Consider the following 12526-nt stretch of genomic DNA (forward strand, 5'->3'; position numbering starts at 1 on the left):
CAGATCTCCCTCACGCCCCCACCCATCCGCTCGCCGGCGGGCCGAGGGCAACCACGGCCTCGTCCGTGTACACCAGGAACGTCAAGGTCTGACGAAAGTACAGCTCGATCTGAGTCTCGTCGTGCGCCGTATAGCCAATCGCCAGATCCTCACCAAGTTTCAATTCAAAGTCCCCGCCTCGTGTGGACAGCAGGCATGCCCCGTCGAGTGCGGGCGCCCAGATCAGGTGGCCGTCCAGCATGCGACCGAGATGAGCCGCGATGGGATAGCCATGATCAGAGGTCTCGTTGACCGCTGTGTACGCAGCGGCGCCCAGCAACAGTGAATACGGTCCTCCGACGCCGGCCAGACGGAGAGTCGTCAGAGCGCGGCTGACGGCATCCGGGAAGTCGCGTGGATTTTCCGGGAGAGTCAGAACTGGATTGGACGTGCGATCACGCAGGCCATCGATGCCCGCTGCTTCATATCCGTCGAAAATCGCCCGGTCTTCGACGAATGCCATGGCGCGTGCTGCGTCCTTGACCGGCTGCCAGTCGGAGTCCTTGGCGCCGCGATCGACATCGTCAATCGCGGCGCGTCCCACCTTGAACGGCACGCGGAGTTCCACCAGGGGCTGTGCTTCGCGTAGTTGTGCAGTGACACCCTCCGCCGGCCCCTTGATGCTGGACAGATGACCTGTCCCCATCGCAGCGGTCTCGGGGCCGTCGGGGCCGGAGACATCCACAACTCGCCGACCTGCAAGGTTGCGCCGGAAGGTGCGGCGCGCCTCGTCTTCGATTTCGGCCCACGCCTCGGGCGTGATCGGGGCGAGCTCGCGATGCAGGTTGTTCATGCCGTTGAGCGTGGTCATGGTCAGACTCCTTTTAGGCTGCCAATCCCCAAAGAACCGTCACTCGCCACTGCGCTGCCGGGCGCAGCAGGAAGCTCGTCCAGGAAGTTGGCGGTCGGCACATGAAATAGGCACCCGGTAACCGCGGTCGAAAAATCTAGGATCCGGTCATGCCGGCCGGGGCTGTCGCCGAGAAACATATTCTTCAGCATTTGCTCGGTCACGAGCGGAGTGCGCGCGTAGCCGATGAAGTATGTGCCAAACTCACCCTGCCCGACACTGCCGAACGGCATGTTCTCACGAACAATCTTGCGCTCGTTCCCATCCTCGTCGGTGATGGTGTTGAGCGCGACATGAGAGTCGGCAGGTTTGACGTCATCGGGGAGTTCAATATTTGCCAGCTTTGTCCGTCCGATAACTTTTTCCTGTTCGTCCGACGGCAGAGCATTCCAGGCCGCCAGATCATGCAAATACTTCTGAACAATCACATAGCTTCCTCCCTTGAAGTCGGGGTCTTCATCACCAATGAATACGGAGTCGACTGCGAGCTCTCCCCCAGGGTTCTCACTACCGTCCACGAAGCCGAGCAGATCGCGCTCGTCGAAGTACTTGAAGGCGTGCACCTCGTCGACCACGGCGACCGCTCCGCTGAGCCGCTCCGCAATCAGCCGGGCCAGTTCGAAGCAGAGGTCCATGCGTCGGGCTCGCACGTGGAAGAGGACGTCGCCAGGTGTGGCCGGAGCTCGGTGGCGCTGGCCAACCAACTCCACGAACGGATGCAGTTCTCGAGGCCGCGGCCCGCTGAAGAGCCGGTCCCAGGCCGCCGACCCAATACCGACGACGCAACTCAGTTTCTCGTGGGGTGCGCGGAAGGCGACCGAGCGATGCAGAGCCGGTACATCTTGGAGCAGGTCACGGACCGTGCCCTCACCGCCTGGTGCGACAGTGACCACAAGAAACACGGTGGCCCTGGCCGGCGGGACAATCACGGGCTGTGACTCAACCATGGAGCCTGCCTCCAAGTGGGATACCTACCGATCGAACGTATGCACTAGCCGCCCACCCCGCAGGACGCCGGACGGCGGTTGCCGATGAAGCGCATCCGCCTCCCTTCTTCAATCCTGCTGCGTGCCGAAGCAAACCGCTCGAGCACGAAGCGAACCCGCCGCTCACGCACGAGCCCCCACCGGGAGCACGGTGAGGGCGATTCGTGCGTGAGTTCGACTCGGTCCACTGCCGCCGAGCGCGCCGCTCCAGACTCATGGTTCGAGTTGAGCGGCACGGCTGGATCAGCCCGTGACGATTCCGGTAACGAGATTGATGGTGGTCGCCAGGATGCTGGTTCCGAAAACATAGGAAAGCAGCGAATGCCGAAGCACGATCGCACGGATCGTCGTACTCGAAACGTCGGTGTCAGAGACTTGATAGGTCATGCCGAGGTTGTAACTGAAGTAGAGGAAGTCCCTGTACGCCGGCGCACGCTCGGAGTTGAAGTCGATTCCACCCGCGGGCTTCATGTAATAGAGGTATGCATAGCGGGTGGCGTACATCAGGTGCAGTGCGGCCCAGGCCATGAAAACGCCGGCGAGCGCGGTTGCCGCCGCGGCGTGGCCGGCGTCGGACTTGCCAAGCAGGAGCAGCAGCACAATGGCAACCAGTCCGCACAGGGCAGCCATGACGACAGTCAGTTCCTCGGCAGCGGGCCGAAAGTCCTCGCGGCCGGAGTTGTCGCGGGTGGCAGTGGAATCCATGGGCCACAGCACGATCCAGCCTGCCACAACGAAGACCGTTTCTGTCGCGGCAATTCCGGAAAGGATGCCCAACAGCGTGCCGGTCGGCACTGCGACGACTACGCCGATCACCGCTCCGAAAACCACCGCGCCGGCGAGTCGGGGAACCGCCGACAGTGGCAACCAGGTCCTCATGACCACAACATTAGTCGTCTCGTCGTCGGTCGCCCTGGCGAAGTCCTCAGCAAAGACCCGCGGTGGTTCACGTGGGCCGGGCGCCTTGTACGGCGCCTGATACAACAGCAGCTCTGGGGCTTTCGAGCCTGAGGTGTGCCGTCACGCCGTTGTCCCCAATTGGGCGTATGGCGAAGGTTCTTCGGGATGTAGCTCTGCGGGGGATCGTGGTGATCGATTCATGGAGCTGAGATACACGTGCACGCAATTCCCGTCGTGCTGCCATGGGGGATCCGGTACTGGACCGTGGTGGACGACGACCTTGTGGTGGTCGCGATCTTCCGGCTCGGCCGACCGGCGAGGGACCGGCTGATCATGCTGCTGGCGACGGTGAGCCTTCGCCCAGGGCAGGTCGCCGGGCTGCGCCGCTGCGATCTGCACCTGGTCGACTCGCGCTCACTGGGTGCGACACCGAGGGGCCGCATCGGCACGTGATCCGACGGCAGAACATCAACGGCGCCTGGTCGAAGGCAAGGAAGCCATGGGTGATGCCGGTGGACTTCCTGATGGTGCAGGCCGCCCCCTTGCGGCATCACACGGCATCACATGACGTCGGATGGCGCGGCTTGGCACCATCCGGTGTCACCTGGCACCGCCCGGCGCCATGCCACGCCCCCAAAGCCAAATGAGCACGCATGGCGCCACAATGACTCAGGTCGCCCCCTCCCCCATTCGCCAGCTCAGAGCAGCCACCCCCAAGCCCGCCCCACATGAGGCGCCACCCAGGCTTGCGCATGGCGCCACAATGGTGCCATCATGACGTCATGGACCTCACTCCGTATGTCGACACCCTGCGTCGCGAACTCGCGGTGGCCGCCGAAGCCGGCGGGGAAGATGCCCGCGAGCTGGCCGAGCGGCTCACCGCTCCTCTGGAGTCGGCGACCCGTCTGACCATGCTCCATGTGCTCTCCGCCGCGATGGACGAGATCACCCGCGAGCTCGCCCCCGGCTCGGTCGACGTACGGCTGCGCGGGCTCGACCCCGACTTCGTGGTGACGCTGCCGCCCGGTGACAGCGGCCCCCCGGAAGCAGCGGCCGCACCCGCCGAACCACTCGCGGCGCCGCCCCCCACGGACGGCGACGACGGTGGCACCGCCCGCGTCAATCTGCGACTGCCGGCCCACCTCAAGGCGCGCGCCGAGGAGGCCGCGAACCGCGAGGGCCTGTCGGTCAACGCGTGGCTGGTGCGCGCCGTGTCGGCCGCGGTCGACGGCGGCACGCGGCCACGTACGACGGAGAAGACCCACACCTTCGGACAGAACTTCAAGGGCTGGGTGCGCTAGCCGCGCCCGCACCCGAACCCGCACCACTTCACCCACACCACGTCCCCACCAGCGGGGACGACCATGCGACCCAAGAGGACGGGACAGCCATGCCTTCTTTTGACACTCCCGAACCGATCTCGGCCACGGCTCACGTGGAGGCCGGTTCCATCCAGTTCACCGCGGGCGATCGCCTCGACACGGTCGTCGAGGTGCGGCCCCGCGACCCGCAGCGGGATGCGGACGTGCGGGCCGCCGAGCAGACCGAGGTGAGGTACGCGAGCGGCGGCCTGACCGTCCGGACGCCCAAGCAGCGCTATCTGCTCGGGCGCACCGGCATCGTCGACGTGACGGTCGGCCTGCCCACCGGCTCGCGCATCGACATGACCGGCGCCTGGGCCCAGGTGCTCGGCGAGGGCCGGCTCGGCGAGGTCCGGGTGAAGACCTCCTCGGGCGATGTACGCCTGGACACGACCGGGCCGCTGCAACTGACCGCGTCGCACGGCTCGATCACCGTGGACAGCGTCGAGGGTATGGCCGAGATCACCACCAGCTCCGGCAGTCTGCGTGTCGGCCTCGTCGACGGACCCGCGATCCTGAAGAACTCGCACGGCACCACGACCGTCGGCACCGCGACCGGGGAGCTGCGGGTGAGCGGCGCCAACGGCGACATCGACATCGCCCGCGCCGAGGGCTCGGTCATCGCGACCACCGCGCACGGCACCCTGCGCGTGGCCGAAGTGGCCCGCGGCACCGTCCAGTTGGAGACTTCCCACGGCGCGATCGAGGTCGGTATCCGCGAGGGCACGGCCGCCTGGCTCGACGTCAGCTCGGGCTACGGGCAGGTTCGCAACACACTCACCGCGTCCGAGTCCCCGGAGAAGGCCGAGGACACCGTCGAGGTCCGCGCCCGTACGCGGTACGGCAATATCGACGTCCTCCGCGCCAAGCCCTGAGCACCCCCACACCCCCGCACCATCCTCAACTCACCCCATTCTGCTGATACTTCAGCCTGCGAGCGGGATGGCGCCATCGCCCCTTCTGTCATGCGCACGACCAGACAGGCCCCGGCCCGTAGTCGCCCCCGCCGTCTGACCGCAACAACCGCCGCGAGAGGTAATCCGATGAGTCAACCCGTTCCCATCCCGCACGGCCTCCCCATGGAGCGCGATGCGGGCCCCTTCGACCCGCCCCGCCAAATCACCCGGCTACGCGAGGCTCGCCCTGTCAGCCCCATGGTCTTCCCCGACGGTCACGAGGGCTGGATGGTCACCGGCTACGACGCGGTCCGCCAGCTCATGGCCGACACCCGGTTCAGCTCCCGCCAGGACATCGGCGTTCTCCATGTGCCGTACGAGACACCCGGAATGCCCGCCGCTACCGAACCGTCCCCGCAGATCCCGGGCGTGTTCATCGCCATGGACCCGCCGGACCACACCCGGCTGCGGCGCAGGCTCACCGGCGCCTTCACCGTCAAACGCATGAAGCAGCTCGAAGAGCACATCAAGGACGTCGCCGAGCGGCAACTGGACGAACTGGCGTGCCTTACCCCGCCGGTCGACCTGGTCAAGGAGTTCGCGCTGCCGGTGCCCTCGCTGGTGATCTGCGAACTGCTCGGTGTCCCCTACGCGGACCGGGAGACCTTCCAGGTCAACTCCGCCAAGTTCCTGGTCAAGGACCTGCCGCTCGACGAGAAGATGGCCGCGTACGGCGCACTGACCACGTACCTCTCGGAACTTGTCACGCGCAAACGCGCCGCCACCGGCGAAGACATACTGTCCGACCTGGCCCGCCATGACGACCTCACCATCGAGGAGCTGACCGGCATCGCCTTCCTGCTGCTGCTCGCGGGCCACGAGACCACCGCCAACATGCTGGCACTGGGCACCTTCGCGCTCCTGGAGCACCCCGAGCAGCTGGCCGAACTGCGCGCCAACCCGGATCTGCTGCCCGATGCCGTCGAGGAACTCCTGCGCTACCTGTCCATTGCCGACATCTTCTATCGCTACGCCACGGAGGACATCGAACTCGGCGGTGAAACGATCGGCAAGGGATCGACCGTCGTTGTCTCCTTGCTGGCCGCCAACCACGACGCCCGGCGCTTCGACAACCCCGACACCCTGGACATCCACCGCAAGGCCCGCGGCCATCTGTCCTTCGGCCACGGCATCCACCAATGCCTCGGCCAGCAACTGGCCCGCATCGAGATGCGCGCCGGTTTCGACGGACTGCTGCGTCGCTTCCCGACCCTCAAGCTCGCCATCCCCGCCGGCGAGGTGAAACTCAGGACCGACATGAATATCTATGGCGTCCACGAACTGCCGGTCACCTGGACGGAAACGGCCCGGTAAGACCGTCGGCCGAGCGCGTCACCTGTGTGGGAACGCACCTTGAGAGGTCCCGGTCGACGATGGCGGTACAGAGCCACGGGTCGGTGAAGGTGCGGGCCCACTCGCTCAACGCCGAGTTGCTGTTGCAGCAGCTCGGCGCCGCGCGAGGGCCGCCCCCAGATCCGGCGAACTTCCAGGTGGGCGGCCCAGTTCGAGATGCCGTTCGAACCCGGGGCCGGGTCGGCCCGCGCAGCGCGAGCTCAGCCTCTGGAGGTCTCGTCGATGGCAGGCATCGGTTCCCCGACCGGATGCCACCTATGGAGAAAACTGGCCTGCCGGCTGACATCGACGAGTTCGATGCGGGCACCGATGCTGTCCATGCGGTGGTAGGCGAACGGCCGACCGAGGGGACAGCCGGAGAAGTCCACGGGCATGCCTTCCTTCTCCAAGCGCCGGGAACCTTGTCGGACATCGCTGGACCAGAAGCCCATGTGATCGAATCTGGCTCCCTGGGATCCGTCCCAGGGGCTGCCTGCGGGTCCCTCGATGAGTTCGATGAACGGCGGCCCGCCCATGCTGAAGACGATGCGGTAGTCCCACTCGCCAAGCCGGTCGGACACAGGATCACTCCACTCAACCCCAGCCGAACGCTGAAAGTCCCGCATCGCTTGCTCGACGTCCGGGACCACAAAGCACACATGGTAGAAGGCAGTCATCCACCCATGATCGGACACCCCAGCTCAGAGGGTCCAGGAGATAAAGAACAGGCGTAGTGCCTGTTTGCGAAGCTCTGCTTCGAGTTACCCGGCTCAGGAATCGTACGAGCCAGCCCCCGGGGTTGAGACCTGTAAAGCCTCCTCCTGGCTGATCGGCGCTTTGACCAGGGGTGATCGGGCGGCGGTGCCGTGGTGTCGGTGGCATATCTATTGGGGGCTGTCGGTCCGGTGTCGGTGGCATATCGGGGACTGTCGGTCCGATGTCGGTGGGGTCCGGCACCTTTCGAGAGGTCCTGCCGGGTGCCCATCCGGCTGTGGGTTGGGGAAGGGAATCTCTCGTGCATGACGTAGTGATCGTGGGCGCCGGCCCGGTTGGTCTGTTCCTTGCCTGCGAGCTTGGCCTCGCGGGCTGCTCTGTCCTGGTGCTTGAGCGGGAGCCGGTGTCCCACTCCCCGTTCAAGGCGAAGCGGCTCGGGACGCGGGGCCTGTCCCCCGCGTCGGTCGAGGCGTTCTACCGCCGCGGGATGTTGCACCAGCTGCTGACCGCATCGGGCGTCCACGACGATCCCGGCGCGGCCCCCGACGCGCACGAGCCGTCACCCCCTCGGGGCGTGGGCCATTTCGCCGGCATGGTGCTCGATCCGGCTCAGGTCGACGTCACCGCCCTGCCGTACCGGCTTCCCGGCCCGGCGATGGAGGGCATGCTGACATACCTCGAAGCGGTCGAGACGCTGCTGTCCGAGCAGGCATCCCAGCTCGGCGTGGACATCAGGCACGGCGTGACGGTCTCCGCCATCGCCCAGAACGAGGAGAGCGCGGTCGCGCAAGCCGGCGAGCACGAGTACGCGGCGCGCTGGGTCGTCGGCTGCGATGGCGGACGCAGTGCGGTGCGTGGGCTCGCGGGCTTCGAATTCGTCGGCACCGAGCCGCAGTTCACCGGCTACACCATGCACGCCACCGTCGCCGATTCCGAAAAGCTGCGCTCTGGGATCAACCTGACGCCGACGGGCATGTACCTCCAGCTCTCGGAAGGGCACATCGGCATGATGGACTTCGACGGCGGCGCGTTCGATCGCTCGCAGCAGCCGACTCGCGACCATCTCCAGGCAGTTCTGCGCCGGGTATCCGGCACCGACGTGACGCTGAGCGACGTGCATCTCGCGTCGAGCTTCACCGATCGGGCGATGCAGACGACGACCTACCGGCGGGGACGTGTCCTGCTCGCGGGCGACGCCGCTCACATCCACTCGCCCCTTGGCGGGCAGGGACTCAACACCGGCATCGGTGACGCCATGAACCTGGGTTGGAAGCTCGCGGCGACCGTGCACGGTTACGCGCCGGACGGGCTGCTCGACACCTACACCCGCGAGCGCCATCCGATCGGCGCAGGGGTGCTCGACTGGTCGCGCGCCCAGGTGGCGGTCATGCGGCCGGACCCGCATGGCCAGGCGGTCCAAGGGTTGGTTCGCGACCTGATCGGGACCCGGGACGGAACGACCTACGTGTTCGAGAGGGTGTCGGGATCGTCGATCCGTTACGACCTTGGCAGCGAGCATCCGTTGGTCGGCCGCAGCGCCCCGGACCTTCGTCTCGAAAACGGCACTCGCCTCGGCGACCTGATGCGCGACGGACGGGGCGTCGCGCTCGATTTCAGCACCGACCGATGCCTGCGCGGTTCAGCGAGGGGCTGGGAAAGTCGGATGCGGTATGCAGCCGGTCCGGCGAAAAACGACCTCGGATTGGGTGCCGTGCTTGTCCGACCCGACGGCGTAGTCGCCTGGGCAGGTGATCGCACCCCTGATCGTGAAGCGTTCGAGCGGGCCGCCGGCCATTGGTTCGGTGGTCCGGAAATCTAAAGCAGCTAGGGCGCGTATTTGGTCGTGATCAAGGGGTGGTCTTGGTCAGGTCTTTGATCCAGATCATCGCGCCGCGGAGGTGGCGGGTAGTGATGCCTCGCCAGGCCTTCAGCTTGTTGATCGGGCGCTCGACGCTGTCGCGTTTTTTGTCTAGATCGGGGTTATGGCCGACGGGCCACCCCAGCCCACCTTCCAGAGACGTGCGCCCTGGCTGGCCCGCCGTATGTCGAAGAGCCACTCGGTGACACCGCCCCTTACGTAAACCGCGCCCTATTCCGACGTGATCGCCGCAGCGGCCTCGCGTGCCAATGCGGCCTCGCCGGCCAACCCGGCGGTGGCCAGATCCGAGGAGAGGATCAACACGTTGTTGGCGACCCAGGCTACGTCGGCACCCGATGTGGCAGCGATCTGCCGGAATGCCTGGATCGTATCCAGCGCAGCAACGCGCGCCTGGGCAATGTCTCCATCGGCGATCAATCGCCGGGTCAACGTGTGCAGGGCCTGCGCGTCGGCCGTCAAAGATTCAAGTGGCTTCTGGATTGGGACCTGAGACCCGGGTAGCGCCGGAGTCTCTGTGATCTGCTCGACATCATTCCAAAGCGCAGTGACCTGGTATGTGACCCGCAGGAGCTCGCCCTGCTGAATCGCCACGTTCATTCTCAGAACAAGGCAAAATAGATGATCCCCGGCAACCCCCGGAAGTGCAGTCTGCCTTTCCAGGGCAACTGAAGCACCGTCTACCGCAAATATGGTGTTGGATTCATCCAAGGCTACGGAGGCTGGAGACACGGCAACGGTCACACCAAGCAGAGGGTTCTCACCCGTAAACGTCTCGATAAACCCGGGAGAGATCGGAACGAAAGAAACGATCTGGTCCCGAAAGGTGTTATCCGGGCCATTATGGTTCACCATGCCCACGCTTATCCAACCCGTATACACACTCAGGAGCTGCTGCGCTGCGGAGTTTTTCGGGTCTACAGTCTTCGTCTCTACGTGCCCTATGCTCGCAACGTCCTCAAGCGAGGGACGACGATTGATGTATTTGATTGCCACGACGTTTCTCCTGCCTGCAATGATGCAGCCTTGACCAACGCCAGCGTGGGGCAGGTGGCACTACTCCCTTATGAGTAGAGCACCACTTTCGGATATGCGACACTCAGGGAACCGGGCCAGATTTGGACTGAGCGTAAGGCGCCCGTCAGCACTCGGAGGCATTCCAGAAACACCCCGTGCGTTCGGGCGCCGGCTGCTGCGCCTCCCTCGCGGCTGTCTGGTCCATCGAATCGAGCCAACTCTCCGCCTGAGCCCGCTCCTTCGGGGAGAAGCAGTCAGGGTTTTGCACCTGGATGTTCAGTGCTGTCCGCGCGTCCTGGCGCGCCTGCGCCTGTTCCTGCACCGTCCCGCTCTGGGGGTCGGTGTCCTTGTACTGCTCGACATAGTCATTGATCGCTTTACGGGCCTGCGTGCACCTGCTGGCTTCCCCATGGTCGGAGGATTCCCTGCTGACGTACCAGCCCCCCAACGCTCCGACGGCGAGCAGCGCAACCGCCAGCACCGAGACTGTGCTGTAGTTCAGCCCCCGATGGCGACCCTCCGGTGCCGACCGAACTTCAGCCTCCGGCATCTCACTGTTACTCATCCCCACCCCTTAAGCTCCAAAGCCCTCATCCGCACGGATGATCAATCTTGCCGATCCGGATCCGTCTGGACTGCGAATCCGGTAGGAAGACAGTCGTGACGCGCAGGCAACTCACCGACAAGCAGTGGCAGTTGATCGAGCCGTTCCTGCCGATAGGCGAGTACGGTCCATACCCTGAGCGGCTGCGTGAGCAGTTCGAGGGAGTGATCTGGCGGTTTCGCACCAGCAGTCAGTGGCGGGAGATGCCGGGCGAGTTCGGCCCGTGGCCGACGGTCTACGGCCGCTTCCGGGTCTGGAGGGACGCCGGCGTCTTCACCGCACTGCTAAGACGGACTTGTCACTGGTCAGCGTGGACTCCACCACCGCCCGGGCCCACCACGACGCCGCTGGGATGTGCATCGGCAAGGAGGTCATGGACGCGCTTGAGGAAGCCGCCGCTGACCAGGAACGGGCCCGGCAAAAGGGGGCGGCCCGCCGGAACAGAACGGACAGGACGGAAGCGACGACCCCGGCCGGGAAGAGCGGCGGCACATCAGGCGACGGCGCAAGCTCCGTCTGAAGGAAGCCCTGCTCGGCAGGTCCCGTGGCGGGCTGACGAGCAAGATTCATCTCGCCGCGGACCGCAAGTGCCGTCCGCTGTCGTTCGTCCTGACCGCAGGACAGGCCGCCGACAGCCCGCAGTTCGTCCCCGTGCTGCAGAAGGTGCGGGTCCGTCTGCCGGTCGGCCGCCCCCGGACCCGGCCTGGGGCTGTCGCCGCAGACAAGGCCTACTCATCCCGCGCCAACCGCTCTTACCTGCGCAAACGCAACATCAAGGCCGTCATCCCGGAGAAGAAGGACCAGGCTGCCAACCGGAAGAGGAAAGGCAGCCGGGGCGGCCGGCCCACAGGTCACGATGCCGTCTCTACAAGGAGCGGAACACCGTCGAGCGCCTGATCAACAAGCTGAAGGCCTGGCGGGGCATCGCGACTCGATACGACAAGACGCCCGAGAGCTACCTCGCTGGCCTCCACCTCCGCGCCTCAATGATCTGGATCAACGACCTGCTGAAAGCACCTGATTGATCACGACGTCACACAGGCCCTAGGCCGTTCTCCTTAGCGGCCACCCCGTTCCCTTTTCGTTCCTGCGGGCGCGGAAAGGGTGCGATAAATCATTCCGCTGCGTTTTTATTCGCCGGAATATCAACGTTCTCATTCACTTTCCTCTCCTCACCCGAGTTCAAGGGGCGCGCATGACGATCACTGTCCGACCGGGAAGCACCGTGATGTTCACCGGCGATTCGATCACCGACTGCCAACGGCTGGAGAGCGAAGACGGTCTCGGGCTCGGCTACCCGCTGCGCGTCGCGGGCGAGTGGGGCTTCCGGCACCCGGACCGGCCCGTGACCTGGCTGAACTCCGCGATCTCGGGCCATAAGGTGAGGGACCTCGAAAACCGGTGGCAGACAGACGTACTCGACGCGCGCCCGGACGTGATGTCGATCCTCGTCGGGGTCAACGACAGGCTGGCACACGCTGGACCCGAAGGGGTACGTGATCCCCGTGGAGGAGTTCGAAGCGGGTTATGACCGCCTGCTCGCGCCCCTCGCCGAGGCCGGCACGGAGCTGATCCTCATCGAGCCGTTTCTCCTGCCGATCCACGGCGTCGTCGAGGCCGGTGCCGGTGTCGCGCTCATCGGAGAGAAAGAGCGAGAGGAATGGCGCACCGACCTGGACCCGAAGATCCAGGCCGTGCGCAAGCTCGCCCGCAAGTACGGCGCGCATCTGCTCGCCGCCGACGGCATGTTCGCCGAGCTCGCCGCGACTGCCGGGCCGGAGCACTGGGCCGCGGACGGCGTACACCCGACGCCGGCCGGTCACGCCGCACTCGCGGCGGCCTGGCTGCGCCTGGTCGCGTGACCGGGCCTCGCGATCACGTCGTGACCTGC

General features: G+C 65.6%; 13 protein-coding genes and 1 pseudogene. 8 read left to right on the forward strand and 6 right to left on the reverse strand.

Going from position 1 to position 12526, the window contains the following annotated elements; all coding sequences use genetic code 11:
* Positions 1-10 precede the first annotated feature (10 nt).
* The 3 genes from ACGFWI_RS34280 to ACGFWI_RS34290 all read right to left on the reverse strand — a co-directional run bounded on the left by ACGFWI_RS34280 (position 11) and on the right by ACGFWI_RS34290 (position 2754).
* Positions 11-832, reverse strand: coding sequence for a family 1 encapsulin nanocompartment shell protein (locus tag ACGFWI_RS34280; protein WP_393910000.1), 822 nt, complete (start codon positions 830-832; stop codon positions 11-13).
* Positions 833-852: 20 nt separating this feature from the next.
* Positions 853-1836, reverse strand: a complete 984-nt coding sequence (locus ACGFWI_RS34285) for a Dyp-type peroxidase (protein ID WP_393909951.1) — start codon at positions 1834-1836, stop codon at positions 853-855.
* A gap of 282 nt (positions 1837-2118) precedes the next feature.
* On the reverse strand, positions 2119-2754 hold the full coding sequence (locus ACGFWI_RS34290; protein ID WP_393909952.1) for a DUF1345 domain-containing protein: 636 nt from the start codon (positions 2752-2754) through the stop codon (positions 2119-2121).
* Between the two features lie 237 nt (positions 2755-2991).
* On the opposite strand from ACGFWI_RS34290, the gene ACGFWI_RS34295 reads away from it, so the two are divergent.
* The 4 genes from ACGFWI_RS34295 to ACGFWI_RS34310 all read left to right on the forward strand — a co-directional run bounded on the left by ACGFWI_RS34295 (position 2992) and on the right by ACGFWI_RS34310 (position 6406).
* Positions 2992-3228 (forward strand): hypothetical protein, encoded by a 237-nt coding sequence (locus ACGFWI_RS34295; RefSeq protein ID WP_393909953.1) that lies wholly within the window; start codon positions 2992-2994, stop codon positions 3226-3228.
* 329 nt (positions 3229-3557) lie between these two features.
* Positions 3558-4076, forward strand: a complete 519-nt coding sequence (locus ACGFWI_RS34300; protein WP_393909954.1) for a hypothetical protein — start codon at positions 3558-3560, stop codon at positions 4074-4076.
* An 89-nt stretch (positions 4077-4165) separates the two neighbouring features.
* Entirely contained in the window at positions 4166-5011 is an 846-nt protein-coding gene (locus ACGFWI_RS34305; protein WP_393909955.1) for a DUF4097 domain-containing protein, read from the forward strand.
* 168 nt (positions 5012-5179) lie between these two features.
* Positions 5180-6406 (forward strand): cytochrome P450, encoded by a 1227-nt coding sequence (locus ACGFWI_RS34310; RefSeq protein WP_393909956.1) that lies wholly within the window; start codon positions 5180-5182, stop codon positions 6404-6406.
* 239 nt (positions 6407-6645) lie between these two features.
* On the opposite strand, the gene ACGFWI_RS34315 is transcribed toward ACGFWI_RS34310, so the two are convergent.
* Positions 6646-7101, reverse strand: a complete 456-nt coding sequence (locus ACGFWI_RS34315; protein ID WP_393909957.1) for a VOC family protein — start codon at positions 7099-7101, stop codon at positions 6646-6648.
* Positions 7102-7439: 338 nt separating this feature from the next.
* Here ACGFWI_RS34315 and ACGFWI_RS34320 point away from each other — a divergent pair, with 338 nt between their 5' ends.
* Positions 7440-8957 carry an FAD-dependent oxidoreductase gene (locus tag ACGFWI_RS34320; RefSeq protein ID WP_393909958.1) on the forward strand — a complete coding sequence of 506 codons (1518 nt, stop codon included), beginning with the start codon at positions 7440-7442 and terminating at the stop codon, positions 8955-8957.
* A 270-nt stretch (positions 8958-9227) separates the two neighbouring features.
* On the opposite strand, the gene ACGFWI_RS34325 is transcribed toward ACGFWI_RS34320, so the two are convergent.
* Together ACGFWI_RS34325 and ACGFWI_RS34330 are read right to left on the reverse strand one after the other, a co-directional pair.
* Entirely contained in the window at positions 9228-10010 is a 783-nt protein-coding gene (locus tag ACGFWI_RS34325) for a hypothetical protein (RefSeq protein ID WP_393909959.1), read from the reverse strand.
* Between the two features lie 145 nt (positions 10011-10155).
* Positions 10156-10596 carry a hypothetical protein gene (locus tag ACGFWI_RS34330; RefSeq protein WP_393909960.1) on the reverse strand — a complete coding sequence of 147 codons (441 nt, stop codon included), beginning with the start codon at positions 10594-10596 and terminating at the stop codon, positions 10156-10158.
* Positions 10597-10691: 95 nt separating this feature from the next.
* Here ACGFWI_RS34330 and ACGFWI_RS34335 point away from each other — a divergent pair.
* The 3 genes and pseudogenes from ACGFWI_RS34335 to ACGFWI_RS34345 all read left to right on the forward strand — a co-directional run bounded on the left by ACGFWI_RS34335 (position 10692) and on the right by ACGFWI_RS34345 (position 12497).
* Positions 10692-11660 (forward strand): annotated as a pseudogene (locus ACGFWI_RS34335) (IS5 family transposase).
* Positions 11661-11830: 170 nt separating this feature from the next.
* Positions 11831-12166 (forward strand): GDSL-type esterase/lipase family protein, encoded by a 336-nt coding sequence (locus ACGFWI_RS34340; protein ID WP_393909961.1) that lies wholly within the window; start codon positions 11831-11833, stop codon positions 12164-12166.
* The gene (locus tag ACGFWI_RS34345; protein ID WP_393909962.1) at positions 12141-12497 is read left to right on the forward strand and encodes a hypothetical protein; all 357 of its coding nucleotides are present in this window, start codon (positions 12141-12143) and stop codon (positions 12495-12497) included. The genes ACGFWI_RS34340 and ACGFWI_RS34345 overlap by 26 nt, the downstream gene beginning before the upstream one ends.
* Positions 12498-12526 lie beyond the last annotated feature (29 nt).

The organism is Streptomyces sp. NPDC048434, assembly GCF_043200375.1.
In the GTDB taxonomy this organism is placed as follows: domain Bacteria; phylum Actinomycetota; class Actinomycetes; order Streptomycetales; family Streptomycetaceae; genus Streptomyces.

Excerpts from the sequence above, each read along its gene's own strand:
- ACGFWI_RS34305 (WP_393909955.1), top strand. The coding sequence starts at position 4,166 with ATGCCTTCTTTTGACACTCCCGAACCGATCTCGGCCACGGCTCACGTG.
- ACGFWI_RS34340 (WP_393909961.1), top strand. The coding sequence starts at position 11,831 with ATGACGATCACTGTCCGACCGGGAAGCACCGTGATGTTCACCGGCGAT.
- ACGFWI_RS34330 (WP_393909960.1), bottom strand. The coding sequence starts at position 10,596 with ATGAGTAACAGTGAGATGCCGGAGGCTGAAGTTCGGTCGGCACCGGAG.
- ACGFWI_RS34315 (WP_393909957.1), bottom strand. The coding sequence starts at position 7,101 with ATGACTGCCTTCTACCATGTGTGCTTTGTGGTCCCGGACGTCGAGCAA.
- ACGFWI_RS34310 (WP_393909956.1), top strand. The coding sequence starts at position 5,180 with ATGAGTCAACCCGTTCCCATCCCGCACGGCCTCCCCATGGAGCGCGAT.
- ACGFWI_RS34285 (WP_393909951.1), bottom strand. The coding sequence starts at position 1,836 with ATGGTTGAGTCACAGCCCGTGATTGTCCCGCCGGCCAGGGCCACCGTG.
- ACGFWI_RS34300 (WP_393909954.1), top strand. The coding sequence starts at position 3,558 with ATGGACCTCACTCCGTATGTCGACACCCTGCGTCGCGAACTCGCGGTG.
- ACGFWI_RS34290 (WP_393909952.1), bottom strand. The coding sequence starts at position 2,754 with ATGAGGACCTGGTTGCCACTGTCGGCGGTTCCCCGACTCGCCGGCGCG.
- ACGFWI_RS34280 (WP_393910000.1), bottom strand. The coding sequence starts at position 832 with ATGAACAACCTGCATCGCGAGCTCGCCCCGATCACGCCCGAGGCGTGG.